Source organism: Streptomyces abyssalis, from assembly GCF_001751365.1.
Classification (GTDB): domain Bacteria; phylum Actinomycetota; class Actinomycetes; order Streptomycetales; family Streptomycetaceae; genus Streptomyces; species Streptomyces abyssalis.
Map to the genome: position 1 here is coordinate 87,886 of NZ_LJGT01000041.1, position 18,289 is coordinate 106,174.

Annotated in this window: 19 protein-coding genes; 10 read left to right on the forward strand and 9 right to left on the reverse strand. The window is 69.8% G+C overall.

From position 1 onward, the window contains the following. Positions 1-28: 28 nt before the first annotated feature. Positions 29-1,237 carry a lipase family protein gene (locus tag AN215_RS21210; protein WP_079123302.1) on the reverse strand — a complete coding sequence of 403 codons (1,209 nt, stop codon included), beginning with the start codon at positions 1,235-1,237 and terminating at the stop codon, positions 29-31. 317 nt (positions 1,238-1,554) lie between these two features. Here AN215_RS21210 and AN215_RS21215 point away from each other — a divergent pair, with 317 nt between their 5' ends. After that, positions 1,555-2,397 (forward strand): MerR family transcriptional regulator, encoded by an 843-nt coding sequence (locus tag AN215_RS21215; RefSeq protein WP_070008838.1) that lies wholly within the window; start codon positions 1,555-1,557, stop codon positions 2,395-2,397. Positions 2,398-2,484: 87 nt separating this feature from the next. Here the strand turns inward: AN215_RS21215 and AN215_RS21220 are convergent, their stop codons facing one another. The 5 genes from AN215_RS21220 to AN215_RS21240 form a co-directional block, all read right to left on the reverse strand. Continuing rightward, positions 2,485-3,423 carry a TauD/TfdA dioxygenase family protein gene (locus AN215_RS21220; protein WP_070008839.1) on the reverse strand — a complete coding sequence of 313 codons (939 nt, stop codon included), beginning with the start codon at positions 3,421-3,423 and terminating at the stop codon, positions 2,485-2,487. A gap of 329 nt (positions 3,424-3,752) precedes the next feature. After that, complete coding sequence (locus AN215_RS21225) at positions 3,753-4,268, reverse strand: thioesterase family protein (protein WP_070008967.1); 516 nt, start codon at positions 4,266-4,268, stop codon at positions 3,753-3,755. A gap of 71 nt (positions 4,269-4,339) precedes the next feature. Next, a complete protein-coding gene (locus AN215_RS21230) occupies positions 4,340-5,416 on the reverse strand; it encodes a 3-hydroxyacyl-CoA dehydrogenase NAD-binding domain-containing protein (RefSeq protein ID WP_079123303.1) in 1,077 nt (358 codons plus the stop codon). A gap of 60 nt (positions 5,417-5,476) precedes the next feature. Further along, a complete protein-coding gene (locus AN215_RS21235; protein WP_070008840.1) occupies positions 5,477-6,370 on the reverse strand; it encodes a beta-keto acid cleavage family enzyme in 894 nt (297 codons plus the stop codon). Positions 6,371-6,446: 76 nt separating this feature from the next. Next, complete coding sequence (locus tag AN215_RS21240; protein WP_070008841.1) at positions 6,447-7,373, reverse strand: TetR/AcrR family transcriptional regulator; 927 nt, start codon at positions 7,371-7,373, stop codon at positions 6,447-6,449. A 290-nt stretch (positions 7,374-7,663) separates the two neighbouring features. Here AN215_RS21240 and AN215_RS21245 point away from each other — a divergent pair, with 290 nt between their 5' ends. Then, a complete protein-coding gene (locus tag AN215_RS21245; RefSeq protein WP_171904253.1) occupies positions 7,664-8,170 on the forward strand; it encodes a spore-associated protein A in 507 nt (168 codons plus the stop codon). Positions 8,171-8,378: 208 nt separating this feature from the next. Here AN215_RS21245 and AN215_RS21250 read toward each other — a convergent pair whose 3' ends face one another. Continuing rightward, entirely contained in the window at positions 8,379-9,254 is an 876-nt protein-coding gene (locus AN215_RS21250) for a hypothetical protein (protein WP_070008842.1), read from the reverse strand. Between the two features lie 301 nt (positions 9,255-9,555). Further along, a complete protein-coding gene (locus AN215_RS21255) occupies positions 9,556-9,759 on the reverse strand; it encodes a cold-shock protein (RefSeq protein WP_028432886.1) in 204 nt (67 codons plus the stop codon). 287 nt (positions 9,760-10,046) lie between these two features. Between AN215_RS21255 and AN215_RS21260 the strand changes: the two genes are divergently transcribed. The 5 genes from AN215_RS21260 to AN215_RS21280 all read left to right on the forward strand — a co-directional run bounded on the left by AN215_RS21260 (position 10,047) and on the right by AN215_RS21280 (position 15,399). Continuing rightward, entirely contained in the window at positions 10,047-10,919 is an 873-nt protein-coding gene (locus AN215_RS21260; protein ID WP_070008969.1) for a menaquinone biosynthetic enzyme MqnA/MqnD family protein, read from the forward strand. Between the two features lie 96 nt (positions 10,920-11,015). Then, positions 11,016-12,212, forward strand: coding sequence for a cyclic dehypoxanthinyl futalosine synthase (mqnC, locus tag AN215_RS21265; protein ID WP_070008843.1), 1,197 nt, complete (start codon positions 11,016-11,018; stop codon positions 12,210-12,212). Between the two features lie 109 nt (positions 12,213-12,321). After that, positions 12,322-13,290, forward strand: a complete 969-nt coding sequence (locus AN215_RS21270; protein WP_070008844.1) for an alpha/beta hydrolase — start codon at positions 12,322-12,324, stop codon at positions 13,288-13,290. After that, positions 13,287-13,979 (forward strand): demethylmenaquinone methyltransferase, encoded by a 693-nt coding sequence (locus tag AN215_RS21275; RefSeq protein ID WP_070008845.1) that lies wholly within the window; start codon positions 13,287-13,289, stop codon positions 13,977-13,979. The genes AN215_RS21270 and AN215_RS21275 overlap by 4 nt, the downstream gene beginning before the upstream one ends. 136 nt (positions 13,980-14,115) lie before the next feature. Beyond that, complete coding sequence (locus AN215_RS21280) at positions 14,116-15,399, forward strand: geranylgeranyl reductase family protein (protein WP_070008846.1); 1,284 nt, start codon at positions 14,116-14,118, stop codon at positions 15,397-15,399. Between the two features lie 158 nt (positions 15,400-15,557). Here AN215_RS21280 and AN215_RS21285 read toward each other — a convergent pair whose 3' ends face one another. Beyond that, positions 15,558-16,331 (reverse strand): C40 family peptidase, encoded by a 774-nt coding sequence (locus AN215_RS21285; protein WP_070008847.1) that lies wholly within the window; start codon positions 16,329-16,331, stop codon positions 15,558-15,560. Positions 16,332-17,238: 907 nt separating this feature from the next. On the opposite strand from AN215_RS21285, the gene AN215_RS21290 reads away from it, so the two are divergent. Genes AN215_RS21290 through AN215_RS30685 form a run of 3 tightly spaced genes read left to right on the forward strand, consistent with a single transcriptional unit; the run spans position 17,239 to position 18,288 of the window. Continuing rightward, positions 17,239-17,598, forward strand: coding sequence for an NADH-quinone oxidoreductase subunit A (locus AN215_RS21290; protein ID WP_070008848.1), 360 nt, complete (start codon positions 17,239-17,241; stop codon positions 17,596-17,598). Positions 17,599-17,611: 13 nt separating this feature from the next. Beyond that, positions 17,612-18,166, forward strand: coding sequence for a NuoB/complex I 20 kDa subunit family protein (locus AN215_RS21295; protein ID WP_028437888.1), 555 nt, complete (start codon positions 17,612-17,614; stop codon positions 18,164-18,166). Further along, positions 18,163-18,288, forward strand: a complete 126-nt coding sequence (locus tag AN215_RS30685) for a hypothetical protein (protein WP_275521468.1) — start codon at positions 18,163-18,165, stop codon at positions 18,286-18,288. Before AN215_RS21295 ends, AN215_RS30685 begins: the two co-directional genes overlap by 4 nt. The last annotated feature ends 1 nt before the right edge of the window (position 18,289 follow it).

Genomic DNA, 18,289 nt, shown 5'->3' on the forward strand with positions numbered 1-18,289 from the left:
CAGCACCCGTGGCCGGCGTGACGGCGGGTCAGCCGCCGCAGTCGCCCTGCGTCGGCTCGTCCTTGAAGCGGTCGGACAGCCAGTTCATCGCGGGGATCGAGGCGAGGATCGCCGTACCCGCGTGCGGGGAGAGCGGGAAGCTCGTCCACTCGACGGTGTTGCCCTGTGCGCACCAGTCGGCACGCAGCTGCTTCCCGACGTCGTACGGAATGATCTCGTCGGCCTCACCGTGGTACAGGTACACGGGCGCACCCGGCGCCTTGCTGCCCAGCTTGTCCTCGGCCAGGCGCTGCTGCCAGTCGGGCTCGTCCATGGGGTTGGTGGTGGTGACGTCCTCGACCTTCTTGTTCGCGCCCGCCTCGGAGGCCTCCGCCAGACAGCCGTCCTTCATGATCTGGGCGATGCTCCTGCCCTCGTCGTTGAGGTAGCCGTTCAGGTCGAGTTCGGGGTGCGCGGCGTCGTGGCCGACGGCCGACATCAGCACCAGGCCCGCCTCGGCGTCGCCGTCGTTGTATTCGGCGACCTTCGGCAGATCGGCCGGAACACCGCCGCTCGCGGTCCCCTTGACCTTCAGCTCCGGGGCGTACGAGCCGGCGATCTCCGCCGCCCAGCCGCTGGCCTGGCCGCCTTGCGAGTAGCCCATGATGCCGACGGGCGACTCCGCCGTCACGCCCTGCTCCTGCGCACCCGGCAGCCGCTGTGCGGCACGCGCCGCGTCCAGCACCGCCGTGCCGGCGGCCCGGCCGACGGTGTAGGTGTGCGTGCCGGGCGTGCCCAGCCCCTCGTAGTCGGTCACGGCGACGGCCCACCCGCGCAGCAACGCGCCCTCGATCAGCGGGGCTTCCTTCGTCGTGCCGGCGGGGAAGCCCGCGGACGGGGCGCACTGATCGCCTATGCCGACGGTGCCCACCGCGTAGGTCAGCAGGGGCCGTGGTCCCTCGCGGCCGTCCTTGGGCACGAGGACGGTGCCGGAGACGGTGTTGGACTTCCCTTTCGCGTCGGTCGAGTTGTAGTGGATCTTCCAGGCGTGTGTGGGGACGGGTACGCCAGGAAAGACCTGGAACTCGGTCGGTTCGGCGCTGACGACGTCGCCGGGCCGCGCGGCCCCGGGGGTGCCCGCGCCCGTCTCCTCGGCCGCGGTGGGGGTTGCGGCTGTGGCCTCGGCGGTCCCGCCGCCCGCGGCAACGGCGGCCGGGGCCGCCGCGCCGCCCGAAACGCACAGAGCGGCCACCGCCATTGTTGCGGTGACCGCTCTGGTACGGGCGCCTCCGGTACGTGGGCCGCTTCTTCGACTTCGGCTGCTTCGGATGGTGATACGCATGGGGGGTCTCCCAACGATTCAGAAATGCTGGGCTCGTCGGGATGGAACGTACTGACCCGTCAGTACCTCCGGAAGGGGGCGCGCAGGCGTTGCGCACACACGGCACAACAACGGCCGGAACCGGCCCGTCGCCGTGCGCCCCCCGGGGGGTTGTGCGTGCGGGGTGGGCGGACAAGGGCGGCCGGAAAACCACTGCTTGACCTTGCAGTTACTGGAAGGACGAACATGGCGCCATGTTGTCCATAAGCGAATTCAGTGAATTGTGCAATCTGCCGCCGCAGACGCTGCGGTTCTACCACTCCGAGGGTTTGCTCGTCCCGGCCGATGTCAACGAGCAGACCGGCTACCGCTCTTATGGGTTCGACCAGATCGAACAGGCCATGCTGGTCACGGTTCTGCGCGACACGGGGATGAGCGTCAAGCTCGTCCGGCGTGCGCTCGACGAGCGGGAAACGGCACCCGCCCTCCTCGAGGAGCACACTGCGGAGGTCCGGCGCCGGCGGCTGGCTCAGGACGAGGCGATCAGCGACGCGCGGGAGTTCCTCGGGTCGTGGCCGGAGGCTCGCCTGCGGCATCTGCCCGAGATGACCGTGGTGTCGAAGATCGTGCCCGCACAGTCGGCAGGGGAGGACCAGTACGACTGGGTGGGGGCCGATGCCCGCGTCGCCTCCACCGTGAAGGACGTGATCAGGACCGTGGAGTCGTGCGGAGCGGTCGTTTCGGGAACTCCCTGGCGAACCTGGGCCATCGAGACCCCGGAACAGAAGGCGCAGACCCTCACCATGGAGGGGCCGCACTGGCTGGTGAAGGTTCCCGTCACCGCGGACGAGAAGGCGATCGCGGCGCTGTCCGGCGATGTCGAGGTGCAGACCTTCGAGGCCCGGGACGAACTGTCGGTGTTCATACCGGGCAAGAGCTCGGGCGCCAAGTTCGGCACCGCGCTGTCGCGCCTGATCACACATCCCCTGGACGACGCCGTCCCCGACATCAGCCGCATACGCCAGCTGCTGCACGACGACGGCGTCGAAACCACCCTGGCGATCCTGGAGTTCGACGAGACCGACATCACCGGGTGATCTGACGAGCCGCGGGCCCCGCTCGTCCCGGGGGGACGACAGCCGGTACCGAACGCCGCTCCGTGCTGAGCGGCCGGGGCCGACCCGTCAGAAGGGCCGGTCGCCGGCGATCGCGACGCGTTCGGCGACCCGGCGGTGCGGGGCGTAGTCGTCGATCGCGTAGTGCTGCGTGGCGCGGTTGTCCCAGAAGGCGATGTCACCGGGCTGCCAGCGGAAGCGCACCTGGTACTCCGGCACGTGCGCCTGCCGGACCAGGTAGCTCAGCAGGCGGTCGCTCTCGTCGCGGTCCATGCCCACGATGTGCGTGGTGAAGGACGTGTTGACGAAGAGCATCCGGCGGCCCGTCTCGGGATGCCTGCGCACCACGGGGTGTTCGACGGGCGGGAACTCCTCCTGCAGCGGGATCAGCTTCTCCGGGCCGTAGAAGCGTGCGAAGCCGGGGATGAAGTCGTGCACGGCCGTCGCACCGTCGACGCGTGCCTTCACCGTGTCGGGGAGGTTGTCGTACGCGGCGGCCATGTCCGCCCACATGGTGTCGCCGCCGACGGGCGGGACCTCGTGGAGCTGGAGCACGGCGCCGAGCGCGGGCCGCTCGCGGAAGGTGACGTCCGCGTGCCAGACGTTCTCGAACGTCGGTATTGCGCTGCCGCCCTTCTCGAAGCGCACGACCTCGGCCGAGGAGCCGCGCTCCAGCAGCGGGTTGGTCTCCAGCTTCCCCCAGTTGGCGGCGAAGTCGCGCTGCTGCTGGGAGTTGAGGCCCTGGCCGCGGAAGAAGAGCACCTTCCACTCCAGCAGCGCCCTGTTCAGCTCGTCGCGCAGTACGGGGGAGAGCGGCTGCGACAGGTCGAGACCGCGGATCTCGGCGCCGATGACGCGGCCCTGCGGCACGATCTCGAAACGCTCGTACGGGAGTCGGGGGGTGCCCTCCGGCAGACGCCGCAGGGTGCGACGGCCCTCGTACATGCCGTCGGCGGGTACGCGGGCGTCGCGCAGGGCAGGGGTGGCGGAGGCGGGGGTGACGGTCATGATGATCCTTCGAAGTCGGCGGTCGGAAGGGGACGATGCGTGCGCTCGCGAGCTTGTGCGCTCGTGCGTGCGCTTGCGTGCTCGTGCGCTTGCGAGTTCGTGCGTACGTGCGCGAAGTGGCGCGCTATCGACCGGACCGCTCACACCCACGCCGCCACGGCACGCAGAAGCGTCCACGGGCGGCGGTGCGGGTGTGCTGGATCATGACCGCATTCTGTGCGGGCGGCTTCGGAAACGTCAACGTGTGACCGTGATGCGGACGGCCACATGAGACGGGGCGAGGCGAGCCGGCTGCGGGAGCGTGACAGCTCTTGGGCGTCCGGCCGTGCTCAGGACTCCGCTCCGGACGAGGACTTGGGTCGATCCTTGGACCGGGCCTGGCCCTGGCCCTGCGGCTTGGGCACCGGGCCGATCGAGCCGCCCGCCCACTCCGGTGCGTTCTCCGTCAGGGAGGCGAATCGCTCACGCACCGGATCGGGGAAGGGCGCGGCACGTCCCTGCCCCTGGTCGACGTGGATCATGAGCAGCTCGGAGGTGGCCACGGGGTCCTTCTTGCCCGCCGCCCGCATCTCCAGCACGAGCCGTACCTTCTTGGCGTCGACGCCCAGGATCCGGGTACGGACGGTGAGTTCGGCGCCCTCCGAGACCTCGCGGAGATAGCGGACATGCGCTTCGGCCGTGTAGAGGGAGCACCCGCTCTGCTCGCGGTACTGCTGTCCCATGCCGGTCTCGATCATCATGGCGTCCGTGGCGTGCCCGAAGACGAGCACGTAGAACGCCTCGTTCATATGGCCGTTGTAGTCGATCCACTCGGGGCGCACGGTCGCCGTGTGGTCCGGGATCAGGCCGTTCTGCCCGCCCTGCCCGTCGGGTCCGCCCTGTTGGGGGTGCCCGCCCTGCGCGTCCTGCTCGGTGCTCACGTTCTCTCTCCCTCGACGGTGACGCTTCCGTCTCCATGGTCCTTGTGCCCCCTGACGCCTTGCGGCAGGCGGCCCGTCGCCCGGAGCACGTCGATGACGCCCTGGTCCCGTTCGGCCACGAGCTGCGCGATGGAGCGGCCCCCGGCTGCCTCGTCGCAGCCCTCGACCATGGCATCACGCAGCGACGTGTCCAGCTCCGGCGCCTCCAGCCTCGTCCAGGGCGACTTCAGCGAGGGCCCGAAGTGGTCCAGCATGTGCGCCATGCCGCCTTCGCCGCCCGCGAGCGCGAAGGTGAGGCAGGGCCCCATGAACGCCCAGCGCAGCCCGGGACCTTCGGTGATCGAGTCGTCGATGTCGCGCACGGTCGCCTCGCCGTTGGCGACCATGTGCAGCGCCTCGCGCCACAGCGCTTCCTGGAGGCGGTTGGCGATGAAGCCGGGCAGCTCGCGGTCCATGGTGATGACGGACTTCCCCGCCGCCTCGTAGAAGCGCGAGGCCCACTCGACCGCGCCCGGGTCGGTCGCCTGGCCGCCGACGACCTCGACGAGCGGAATGAGATACGGCGGATTGAAGGGGTGGCCGACGAGCAGCCGCCCGGGGTCCGAGGCGTCCCCCTGCATGTCCGACATCGGGTAGCCGGAGGTGGAGGAGGCGATCACGACGCCGGGTGGCGTGGCCGCGTCCAGCTCCGCCAGCAGCGAGCGCTTGAGTTCAAGCTTCTCGGGCGCGCTCTCCTGTACGAACTGCGCGTCCGCGACGGCCTCCTGGAGGCGCGGGACCACGGAGAGCCGGGCCGTGGAGGCGCCCTCGGCGAGGCCGAGCTGCTCCAGCGCCGGCCAGGCCGCCGAGACGAGCCGGCGCAGCTTCTCCCCGGCGTCGGGCGCGGGGTCCCAGGCGGTGACGTCGTAGCCGCGGGCGAGGAAGTGGGCCACCCAGCCGCCGCCGATCACCCCGGCTCCGACGCAGGCGACGCGGCGTACGTCCCCGGGCGGGCAGGGCGGTGCGGGGGAGGGGCCGGGGGATTCCCCGGGAGAGGCTCCGGCAGAGGCTCCGGGGGAGGGCGTGGCGGTCATGCTTTCGGTGTCCTCACGGTTGCTGGTCGTACGGGCGTGAGCCGGGTGTCCGTCCGCCGCTCAGGCGCGGGGCTTCAGCCCGAGACGCGTCCGGGCCTGGTCGGGCGTGGCGACCTGTGCGCCGAGCAGCTCGGTGATCTGCACCGCGCGCTCGACGAGCTGGGCGTTGGTCGCCTTGACTCCCTTGCTGAGGTAGAGGTTGTCCTCCAGGCCGACCCGCACGTTGCCGCCCAGCAGGATCGACTGGGCGACCCAAGGCATCTGCATCCGCCCGAGCGCGAAGCTCGCCCACTGGGCGCCGTCGGGCAGGAAGTCCACCATCGCCTTCAGCACGCCCGGCTCGGCCGGGGCGCCCCACGGGATGCCCATGCACAGCTGGAAGACGGTCGGGTCGTCCAGGAGGCCCTCGTCCAGCAGCTGCTTGGCGAACCACAGCTGCCCGGTGTCGAAGATCTCCAACTCCGGCCGTACGCCCAGCTCCTGGATCCGCTTGGCGCCGGAACGCAGCATGTCCGGCGTGGAGACGTAGAGGTTGCTGCCCTCGCCGAAGTTGAGTGAGCCGCAGTCGAGGGTGCAGATGTCGGGGAGCAGGTCCTCGACATGCGGCAGCCGTTCGACACCCCCGACCAGGTCGGTGCCGGGCAGGTGGGTCAGCGGGTTCTCCGGATCGATGACGAGATCGCCGCCCATGCCCGCCGTCAGGTTGATCACGACGTCGGTGCCGGTCTCCTTGATCCGCTCGACGACCTCCCGGTAGAGCCGTGGGTCGCGGGCCGGCGCACCGGTCTCCGGGTCGCGTACGTGGATGTGCACCACGGCGGCCCCCGCGGCGGCGGCCTCGACTGCGGAACGGGCGATCTGCTCGGGCGTGACCGGGACGTGGGGGCTGCGGCCGACGGTGTCACCGGCGCCGGTGAGGGCGCACGTGATGATGACGGAGCTGTTCATGGGCATGGGTCTTCCTCCGCTCGTACGGACGTGACGTGACGTGACGGGACAGGGGTTGGGGGAAGGGTTCAGGGAACGGGGATCAGGGCGCGCGCTCCGTGGAGAGCTCCGTAGCCACATGGGAGACAAGCGCGTCCCGCATGGTCTCGGCGCTCTTGCCGTCAGGTGCCGTGGCGAGCACCTGTGCGGCGAGGCCGTCGATGAGGGCGGTGAGATGCAGGGCGGCGAACTCCGGGTCCACCTTGCGGAAGACGCCCTGCTCGACTCCGCGCCGGATCACGTCGGCCACGGTCGTGCGCCACTGCCGGTAGTAGTCGACGTGAAGTTGTCCGACGGCGGTGGAGCGCGCCGCCTCCGCCCACAGGTCGAGCCAGACCCGCCACTGCCGGCGCTGCTGGGCGCTGAGCGGGATCTGGAGTTCGATCAGCTGACCCAGTTCGTCCGCGGCGTCGTCCGCCTCGGCGATACGTGCCGCCCGCCGCGCCGTGTCCTCGTCCATGCACCAGCGGACCGCGGCTTCGAGCAGTTCGGCACGGCCCGGGAAGTGGTAGTGGATGGCGGCCGTGCTGGTCTCGCAGGCTTCGGCGATGTCGGAGACCCGTACGGCGTGGAAGCCGTGTTCGGCGATGAGACGCACTGTCTCGCGGACGATCTGAAGCGGCCGGCCGCCCTCGGACGCCACCGGCACGGCGTGCGCAGAAGGCCCGTCGTGCGCCGGGAACCCCTCGTGCCCACCCGCACCGGCTCTTGCGCCCGCGCTCCTTCCGTGGCCCGAGCCCGAGCCGAGCAGCCACGCGGCGTCGACTCTGCCAGCGTCGGCGATGCGCGCCAGCTCGGCCACGGTGAAGCGGCGGCTGCCGCCCAGCGAACGGGAGAGCTTCGAGGGGTCCATGACGATCCGCCGCGCGAACTCCCGCTGGCTGCAACCGGCTTCGCCGATCACCTGCCGCACACGTACGGAGACGTCGCCTGCCGAGTCGGCGACGCGGCTCCCGGGCTCCTGCTGCATGCCGGTCACCGTACGAGCGCGTTGAGGAAAACGCAACACAGGCGACCGTTATCTGAGAGAAAAGGCAGATGTTGATCGTGTTGCGATACTGACTGGCGCATCAGTCGGTGCCACAACGCGCCACCGGTGATGAGGCGTTTCACTGACGTCCCGTCAGCCCGCGGGGAAATCGGTGTACAACCCCCGCAAGGGTTCGCAGGTCTCCTCTGGTGGATCGGCGGACGCCGCTGATCCTCGTTCGACCGACCATCGACCGAGCAAGACCCATGACCATGACTGGGGGAACAGTTATGCGTTCCAAGAGTGCCGCTCTGGCTGCCGCCGCCGTGTTCGTCACCGGCGCGGGCCTCGTCGCGACCGCCGGCACCGCCTCGGCGGCGACGACGGCCAACGGCTCCACGAGTGCCACCACGGCCGCTGCCACCACCGCCACCGGTGCCGCGGGCGCCGCGCCGAAGGCCGCCTACAACGGTGCCTGCGGCGCGGGATATTCGGTGGTGAACTCCGCCGGCATCGCCGACCTGGGCACCGTCTTTCTGACCTACAACGCCCGCACCGGCAAGAACTGCGTCGTCACCGTCCGCAACGAGACGGGCGACCCGGTCCACATGTCCGCCTCCGTCCGCGTGCTGCTCGACGACGAGGAGACCGAACCGGTCGTCGAGGAGGGCGAGTTCACCTCGTACGCGGGTCCTGTCCACGTGGACGAGGGCGCGGGCCACTGCATCGAGTGGAGCGGCGTCATCGGCGAAGAGGAGTACTTCAACAGCGGCTCGAACTGCGGCGTGCTGAAGTAGCCTCCCGGCCGCCGTGCGACCCCGGCCGGGCGCCCGCGCACGGGTGAGGGACGCCCGCACGGTGAGTTCTGGACGTCGGGGGTGGTTGACCAGGGGGAACGGTCAACCACCCCCGACCGTGAGGGACTTGCACCTGCTCCCTTCGGCCGGCTGTCGTGCCCTCACCCGTCCCGGAGCTGTTCCTCCTGCGACTTCTCCTGCGACTCTTCTACGGCTGCTTCCAGGTGTTGAGCGCCGTGCTGAAGATGTGGTCCTTCTGGGAGTCCCAGAGCCGGTCCCGTGCCTCGAAGTAGATGGCGTACTCGGTGCCGTCGTCATTGATGTAGGCCTGTTCCACGACGCGCATCTGCTCGCCCGACTCCGGCGTGTACGTGAACTCCCATCGCGCCCCGGCGTGCCCCTGGAAGGTGTTGTGCTCCAGGCGGATCCGCGAGTAGCCGTTCCCGGACTCCTGCATCCCCTGCTCCAGCTCCAGGAAGTTGATGAAGGAGGACTGGGGCGCGTCCGGCACCTCGCTGACGTGCAGATACTCGTCACCGGTCGGCGGAATGAAGCGGATCTGGTTCGGGGTGAGCTCCGTGCGCTGCCAGCCCTTCATCACGGCGAGCGAGAAGCCCCTGTCGTCCACCACCGTGCGGAAGCCGGCGGGCAGTGCGGGGGACGGCTTCCCGGTCGGCTCGGGCTCGGCCGGCTCGCTCGTCGACGGCTCGCTCGGGGAAGGACTCGGAGACTTGGACGCCGGCTTCTTCTTCTTCTTCGCCTTCGGCGAGGCCGACGCCGTGGTCGGCGACGGATCGGGCGAAGCCCCCGTGTCGACCATCTTGTACTGGGAGACCTTGTTGTCGGCCCGGTCCTCCCGGGAGTCGTCCTGGTTCATCAGGATGCCCGAGGACGTCCCCGCGCCGACCAGAAGGCCGACGACACCCAGGGTGATTCCCAGGCGGAGGTAGTTGGTCCTGGTCCGGAGTTTGAAAGGCGGCGGCGGCGGAGGCGCCGTGAGTGGATACAGGGCGCGGCCGCAGCCCGCGCAGGCTTCGGACGTTGCCGGCGATCTGGTGCCGCAGTGCGGGCATGTGGTCAGCATGAGCAGCTCCCGTGCTCCGAGCGATCCCGATGGTCCCCTCAGGTCCTGTCCGGTGCACTGACAGACGGTACTGCCGCGGCCACTGTTTGCGCCCTCAACGGATTCACTTTTAGCACACACGTATAGACCCTGAGCTGGGCAACTTCCCGATATGCCGGACGATTTACGGTCAATCGCCGCGCTCCGGCCGGGGTGCGGCACAGGCCTTCACCGGCCGCTCGGGCGGCGACCCCCTCGTACGCCAACGGCAGGAGCCCCCGCCGGTATCCCGGCAGGGGCTCCTTGGGTGGTGCGACTCAGGTCACTGAGGGGTGACGTTCTCCGCCTGCGGCCCCTTCGGACCCTGGGTCACGTCGAAGCTCACGAGCTGGTTCTCCTCCAGGGAGCGGAAGCCAGTCGCGTTGATCGCGGAGTAGTGGACGAAGACATCGGGACCGCCGCCGTCCTGGGCGATGAAGCCAAAGCCCTTTTCAGCGTTGAACCACTTGACGGTTCCGGTAGCCATAAGCCCTCCTTGGGCCTATAAGGGTCGCCCTGCTCCCAGAACCCCGCTAAGAAGTCTCTGAAAACGACGAGAGCCCGCGGTCACATGCTCCGCAGGCTCTGTACTGCAAGGAAACCAAACTGCAACTTGCGGCGAGCCTAGCACGGTGCCGCGTGCCGCGGAAGGGCCGACGATCTCGGCCGTGCGCTGCTCGGTTTCCCCCACCGCGGGCCCGCCGGGAACCGGGCCGCACCCGGCGTGCCGGGGCTGTGCCAGGTCGCCGCGGCGTGCGGCGTACGCTCCCGGGTGTGACTGAGTTTCCGAGGGTTGCCAGATCCCGCCCGCGTGTGGGGCACATCCAGTTCCTCAACTGTCTGCCGCTCTACTGGGGCCTTGTTCACACCGGCTCGCTGCTGGATCTGGAGCTCACGAGGGACACGCCGGAAAAGCTGAGCGACCAGCTGGTGAACGGGGATCTGGATATCGGCCCCGTCACCCTCGTCGAATTCCTCAGGAATGCCGATCAGCTCGTCGCGCTTCCGGATATCGCGGTCGGCTGTGACGGCCCGGTCATGTCCTGCGAGATCGTCTCCCGCGTCCCGCTGGACCGGCTGGACGGCGCGAAGGTCGCGCTCGGATCCACCTCACGTACGTCGGTACGGCTGGCCCGGCTGCTGCTTTCCGAGCGGTTCGGCGTACGGCCCGACTACTTCACGTGCGAGCCCGACCTGGAACGGATGATGAGCGAGGCCGACGCCGCCGTCGTCATCGGCGACCTCGGGCTGCGCGCTTATCTGCGCAACCTGCCCGAGCCCGGTCTGGAGGTCCACGACCTGGGAGAGCTCTGGAAGGAGTGGACGGGCCTGCCGTTCGTCATGGCGGTCTGGGCCGTACGCCGCGACTACCTGGCACGTCATCCGGAGACGGTCCGGGAGGTGCACCGCGGCTTCCTCTCCTCCCGCGACCTCGCGCTGGAGGAGGTCGCCAAGGTGGCCGAGCACGCGGCGCGCTGGGAGGTCTTCGAACCGCCCGTGCTGGAGCGGTACTTCACCACACTCGACTTCCGGCTCGGCGGCCGGCAGCTGCAGGGCGTCGCCGAGTTCGTACGCCGCACCGCCGCCGCCGGCGACTATCCCGCGGACGTACGGGTCGACCTGCTGCACGGGCCCGGGCGGGGCTGAGCCCGGCCGGGGCGCGGGCCGAAGGTGCCCGGGAAGGCTGGCGTACGCTGGCCGGGCAAGGGAAATGCCGCCAGCCACCTCCGGAGGGACGCCCCGGTGCCCGAAACCGCCGACCGTCAGGCCGTTCTCGACCGTGCTGCCGAGGGCGGCCGTATCACCCCCGAGGAAGCGCTCGACCTCTACCGCTCCGCGCCGCTGCACGCGCTCGGCGCGGCCGCCGACGCCGCCAGGCGCAAGCGCTACGCGGGCACGGAGCACATCGCGACGTACATCATCGAGCGGAACATCAACTACACCAACTCGTGCGTCACCGCGTGCAAGTTCTGCGCCTTCTACGCCTCGCCGAAGAGCGAGGACGTATGGACGCGTGACCTCGACGACATTCTCCGCCGCTGTGCCGAGACGGTCGAACTCGGCGGCACCCAGGTCATGTTCCAGGGCGGCCACCACCCGGACTACGGCGTGGAGTACTACGAGGAGCACTTCGCGGCGATCAAGGAGCGCTTCCCGGAGCTGGTGATCCACTCCCTCGGCGCGTCCGAGGTTGAGCACATGGCGAAGATCTCCGGGGTGACACCCGAGGAGGCGATCCGCCGCATCCACGCCGCGGGCCTCGACTCGTTCGCCGGCGCGGGTGCGGAGCTGCTGCCCGCGCGGGCGCGCAAGGCCATCGCCCCGCTCAAGGAGTCCGGTGAGCGCTGGCTGGAGATCATGGAGACGGCGCACAACCTCGGCGTCGAGTCCACCTCGACGATGCTGATGGGTACGGGTGAGACGAACGCCGAGCGGATCGAGCACCTGCGGATGATCCGCGACGTGCAGGACCGTACGGGAGGCTTCCGCGCCTTCATCCCGTACACGTACCAGCCGGAGAACAACCATCTGAAGGGGCAGACGCAGGCCACGCTCTTCGAGTACCTGCGCATGATCGCCGTCGCGCGGCTCTTCTTCGACAACGTGGCGCACATCCAGGGCTCCTGGCTCACGACCGGCAAGGAGGTCGGCCAGCTCTCGCTGCACTACGGCGCCGACGACCTCGGCTCGGTGATGCTGGAGGAGAACGTGGTCTCCATGGCCGGCGCGAAGCACCGTTCGAACCGGATGGAGCTGCTCGGCCTGATCCGCTCCGCGGACCGGGTCCCGGCGCAGCGAAGCACGACGTACGAGCACCTGGCCGTCCACGAGGACCCGGCGGACGACCCCGCCGACGACCGCGTGGTCTCGCACTTCTCGTCGACGGCGATCGCCGGCGGCAGCGCACACCCGGAACTCAACCTGATCGAGGCGAAGTAGCCCCTGGCGGGGGTAGCACCGGAATCGCCCCGCACATCCGTTTCCGGGCCGGGCCACGCCCCTGCGACGGCGGCGACGGAAGTCGAGGCCCGAGAGACCGGGAGAGCGCGTGCGACTGGCGCTGGACGCACTGTTCGCCTACGTGCCCGCGGAGCACGTCGGCGAAGCCCGTGACTTCCGCAGGTCGAGGGCGGCAGGCCGTGGCCCCGGCACCCTGGAGGAGCTGAGGGAGGCACGAGCGAGGAGGTCCGCTCCGGCTGCCGCCGATCCGCCTGCCGTCGAAGAGACGGTCGAAGCCGCGGGAACGCGCGTCCCTGTACGGATCTTCAAGCCTGCGGACGGTCCGCCGCGGGGCGTCTTCCTGGACATCCACGGCGGCGGCTTCTACATGGACTCCGCGGCGCGAGGCGACAGACGCAACCGCGAACTCGCAGACTCCCTGCAACTCGCCGTCGTCAGCGTCGACTACCGGCTGGCCCCTGAACACCCCTGGCCGGCGGCACCCGACGACTGTGAGGCCGCGGCGCTCTGGCTCGTCGAAGAAGCCGACGCCCGCTTCGGAACGTCCCGCCTCGCGATCGGCGGGAACTCCGCCGGAGCCACCCTCGCCCTGGCGACCCTGCTGCGGCTGAGAGACAGAGGCGCCGTCGCCCCGTTCGCCGGCGCCGCACTCCAGTTCGGCGCCTACGACTTGAGCGGACGCACCCCGGCCGGCCGGCTCATCGCGGACGAATACTTCATCCAGGCGTACGCCGGCCATGTGGAAGACCGCACCCTTCCCGACATCTCTCCCGTCTACGGAGTCCTCGGCGGGCTTCCCCCGACGCTGCTGATCGTCGGAAGCGAGGACGTGCTGCTGGAGGACAACCTCGCGATGGCGGGCCGGTTGTCGGCGGCCGGCAACGACGTCGAGGTCCGGGTCTATCCCGAGTCACTTCACGGCTTCACCGGCCACCCCACGGCCATCGCCAGGACGGCGGCCGGCGACGTCGGCTCCTGGCTGCGCGGCCGGATCACCCGACGCCTTCCCACCCCGCCGCCGCGCCCGCCGCGGTGTGGCGGGACAATGGGCCGGTGACCCGAGCATCTCTGGACAAGCAGCCGCACGAAGTCGCCGCGATGTTCGACGACGTCGCCGCGCGGTACGACCTCACCAACGACGTGCTCTCCCTGGGGCAGGCGCGGCTGTGGCGGTGTGCCGTCGCAAGGGCCGTCGACGCGCGGCCCGGTGAGCGCGTCCTCGATCTGGCCGCCGGCACAGGCACCTCTTCGCAGCCGTTCGCCGCGGCGGGCGCGTACACGGTGCCGTGCGACTTCAGCCTCGGGATGCTGGCGGAGGGCAAGAAGCGCCACCCGTGGATGCCCTTCACCGCCGGCGACGCGACGCGGCTGCCCTTCGGCGACGGCGTGTTCGACGCCGTGACGATCTCGTTCGGGCTGCGCAACGTGCATGACACGGACGGCGCCCTGCGGGAGCTGCACCGCGTCACCGCGCCCGGCGGCCGCGTCGTCATCTGCGAGTTCAGCCACCCCACCTGGGCGCCGTTCCGCACGGTCTACACGGAGTACCTGATGCGGGCGCTGCCGCCGGTCGCCAGGGCCGTCTCCTCCAGCCCGGACGCGTACGTCTATCTCGCCGAGTCCATCCGCGCCTGGCCGGACCAGCCCGCGCTCGCCCGTCACCTGCAGCAGGCAGGCTGGGCGAAGGTGGCCTGGCGGGACCTGACGGGCGGCGTGGTGGCCCTGCACCGCGGCGTACGGCCCTAGCGGTCCCGGCCGTTCCCGGCCGTCGCGGGCGGCGTGAGCCGCCGCATCCTCCTGGCCCCGGCCGCCCCCGGACCGCCGGGCTCAGCCGTCCTCTTAGACTGCAACTGCCCAGTACCCAGCCTTTGCGGGAGTCCTAGTGACTGACACCGTCACCTCCGAGCGGACCGCCGATGTGATCGTCGTAGGTGCCGGCCCCGCCGGGGCCACGACCGCCTACCACCTGGCCCGCAGCGGCCTCGATGTCCTGCTGCTGGAGAAGACCGCCTTCCCGCGCGAGAAGGTGTGCGGCGACGGCCTCACGCCACGCGCCGCCAAGCAGCTGGTCGCCATGGGCATCGACATCTCCGAGGAGGCGGGCTGGCTGCGCAACAAGGGCCTGCGCATCATCGGCGGCGGGCAGCGCCTCGAACTCGACTGGCCGGAGCTGGCCAGCTACCCGGACTACGGACTCGTCCGCAAGCGCGACGACTTCGACGAGCAGCTCGCCCGGCAGGCCGAGAAGGCCGGCGCCCGCATGCACGAGCGGTGCAACGTCGGAGAGCCGATCCTGGACTCCGCGGGCCGCATCACCGGCGTCCACGCGAAGCTCGGCGAGGAGAAGACCCCGGTCACCTTCCACGCTCCGCTCGTCGTCGCCGCCGACGGCAACTCCACGCGCCTCTCCCTCAAGATGGGCCTGCACAGGCGCGAGGACCGCCCGATGGGCGTCGCCGTCCGTACGTACTTCACCTCCCCGCGCCACGACGACGACTACCTGGAGTCCTGGCTGGAGCTGTGGGACCGGCGGGGCGCGCAGGACCGCCTGCTGCCCGGCTACGGCTGGGTGTTCGGCATGGGCGACGGCACCAGCAACGTCGGCCTGGGCGTCCTCAACACCTCGGAGGACTTCAAGGACCTGGACTGGCGGGAGATCCTCAAGGCGTGGACCGCCTCCATGCCCGAGGAGTGGGGATACACCCCCGAGAACATGACGGGCCCCATCCGCGGCGCCGCGCTCCCCATGGCCTTCAACCGGCAGCCGCACTACACGCGCGGGCTGCTGCTCGTCGGCGACGCGGGCGGCCTGGTGAACCCGTTCAACGGCGAAGGCATCGCGTACGCCATGGAGTCGGGCGTCGTCGCCGCGGAGACCGTCGTACAGGCGCACGCGCGCACCACCCCCGCACAGCGCGAACTGGCCCTGCGGCGCTACCCGAAGATCCTCAAGGAGACCTACGGGGGCTACTACACGCTGGGCCGGGCGTTCGTGAAGCTCATCGGCAACCCGAAGGTGATGAAGGTCGCGACCGAACGCGGACTCTCACACCCGCTGCTGATGCGCTTCGCGCTGAAGATGCTGGCCAACTTGACCGACCCGTCGGGCGGCGACGCCATGGACCGGGTCATCAACGGCCTCAGCAAGGTCGCTCCGCGCGCATAGGCGCATAGGCGCGTACGCGCGCAGCGCGCCCAGCCGCGCGAGGAGCTCCGCCACGAACAGCTGAAGCCCGAGAACGGGCGAAGGCCCCACCGGCAGCCGGTGGGGCCTTCGTTGTCCGTGCTGGGGTCTGTGGGACTACGGAGCTGCGACCGTGCTCCTCACTGGAGGCGGACCGCGCCCGACGGCGGGTCGTAGTCCAGGGACTTCTCCACGACGCCCGTGGAGCTGTTCTGCGCGCCGATGAACTTGCCGCCGCCGACGTACACGCCCACGTGGTAAGCGCTGCCCGCGCCGCCCCAGTAGAGCATGTCGCCCGGCTGCAGCGAGTCCATGGAGACCGGGGTCCCCTCGGTGGACTGCGCCTGGGAGGTACGCGGCAGGCTCACGCCGAGCTGCTTGAAGGCGGCCTGGGTCAGGCCGGAGCAGTCGTAGGAGGAAGGCCCGCTGGCGCCCATCACATAGGACTTGCCGACCTGGGCCTTGAGGAAGCTGATCATCCCGGCGACGTTGCCGCTGCCCGACGGGAGAGCGGTGCGCTCGGTGGTGCGCGAGGCGCGGGACTCGGCGGCCTGCTTACGGGCGGCCTCTGCCTTGCGTTCGGCGGCCTCGGCCTTCTTCTTGGCCTTGTCCGCCGAGTTCTGTGCGTTCTCGGTGGCCTTGGCCTCGGCCTGGGTCACCTGACGCTGGAGTGCGTTGGTCTTGAGCGAGTCGGCTGCCTGGGTCGTGGACTCCTCGACGGAGTTGCTGACCGTGGCCATTTCGACTGTCTCGGCGGCTTCGTCCTGCTTCTCGGCTGCCGAGGACGCCGGGGAGATCGCTGTGGTGAGGGCGACAGCTCCCAAGACGCCACCCGTCGCCCCTGCGCGCAGCGCTTTGTTCACGTTGCTGCTGCGGGGTTTCCGGTGTCTGGGTACATGAGCGTTCCGGGACATGCGGCATGGATAGCAGGGCGAGGATGATCCGTTCAAAGAAGGTGCGATGCGCCACAGTGGGCCCGTATTCGTCCAGTTGAGCCCGAGTTGATCTTCCAAGGTCTCGGTAAGGTCACGGGCGGCGCCCAACTACGCCCCCGTGACCACGCAGTTGTCCGTATTAGGTGCATTACGTCGAGGCCATATCACCTGTGAAGCGGCCTCCGCAAAGATGGCAGGGGCTGCCAGCAGGCCGTGTGGTGCAGGTCACATCTCTGCTGTCAACTCTGTTGAGGAATGGGCGATTGAAGCCCTGTCATCCCTTTTGGGTCGTGCGGAGTCGTTGCGCGAAGCGTGAAGGAAGTGGGCAGGAGGGGTGGTTTGTGCCGCCGTTCACGAACGGTGTGCCCTCCGGTGGCCCCTCGCCCGGCCACCGGCCCCTCCGGGGGCTCCCCCGTCCGTCTGCCCGAACCGTTCTGCGGAACCCCGCCCAGGCGGTCTCGTTCCTGATGCGCGCGGGTCTCGTTCGGGTATCGGTTGACGCCGGCGGGCGGTCGCGGAGGTGAATTCGCCGGTGCCCGCTCCCGCCCCGCCGCGAGGCCTCTGTGCTCCGCGTACGGCCACTTCGGCGCCGCGGTCACGAAAGGCCTTACCGGGTCTCCCAGTTGAAGATCATCATCCTTCTGACGTGCGGCTTCGATACCGCGTGTTGGAGATCACAAACCCCTACCGGGACCCCGTGTCGCAGATCACAGGGCCCGGGCATAAGATGCCTCCCGCAAGGGCTTGTGAACTGCCTCACATAGAAGCGATCTTCGTGGGGAGCGGGACATTCGCCCGGCGGACAGCCGGCAGTCAGCGTCGACGGTCCCTCAGGGCCCACCGGTCCGGGAGGGTCCCCAGGGTCGACTGGAAGGAGCGGGGAGCGGTGAACGCCTACACGCCAATCCTTGTACTGGGAGCCATCGCGGCGGGTTTCGCGATCTTCTCGGTGGTCGCGGCATCGGTCATCGGCCCCAAGCGCTACAACCGGGCCAAGCTGGAGGCGTACGAGTGCGGCATCGAGCCCACTCCGCAGCCGGCGGGCGGCGGGCGTTTCCCGGTCAAGTACTACCTGACGGCGATGCTCTTCATCGTCTTCGACATCGAAATCGTCTTTCTCTACCCGTGGGCGGTCCACTTCGACTCCCTCGGGATCTTCGGCCTGGTCGAAATGCTGGTCTTCGTCGCCCTCATCGGCGTCGCGTACGCCTACGACTGGCGGCGCGGCGGCCTGGAATGGGATTAGGGGCAGGTACTCAATGGGACTCGAAGAGAAGCTGCCGAGCGGCTTCCTGCTGACCACCGTCGAGCAGGCCGCGGGCTGGGTGCGCAAGTCGTCCATGTTCCCGGCGACCTTCGGACTCGCCTGCTGCGCCATCGAGATGATGACGACGGGCGCGGGACGGTACGACCTCGCCCGCTTCGGCATGGAGGTCTTCCGCGGATCGCCGCGCCAGGCCGACCTCATGATCGTGGCGGGCCGCGTCAGCCAGAAGATGGCTCCGGTGCTGCGGCAGGTCTACGACCAGATGCCGAACCCGAAGTGGGTCATCTCCATGGGCGTGTGCGCCTCGTCCGGCGGGATGTTCAACAACTACGCGATCGTGCAGGGCGTCGACCACATCGTGCCGGTCGACATCTACCTGCCGGGATGCCCGCCGCGGCCCGAGATGCTGCTCGACTCGATCCTCAAGCTGCACAAGCACGTTCAGGGCGAGAAGCTCGGCGTCAACCGCGAAGAGGCCGCTCGCGAGGCGGAGGAGGCGGCGCGCAAGGCGCTCCCGACGATCGAGATGAAGGGTCTCCTCCGGTGAGCGACGCGCGCGCGGCCGCCGGGCCGCAGACGATGACGATGGCCGCGCCTCTGCGCCGCGCGGGCGGAGATGGGGGCACCACCCGGGCGGCAGCCCCGGGGGAGAACGAGGGGGCGCAGTGAG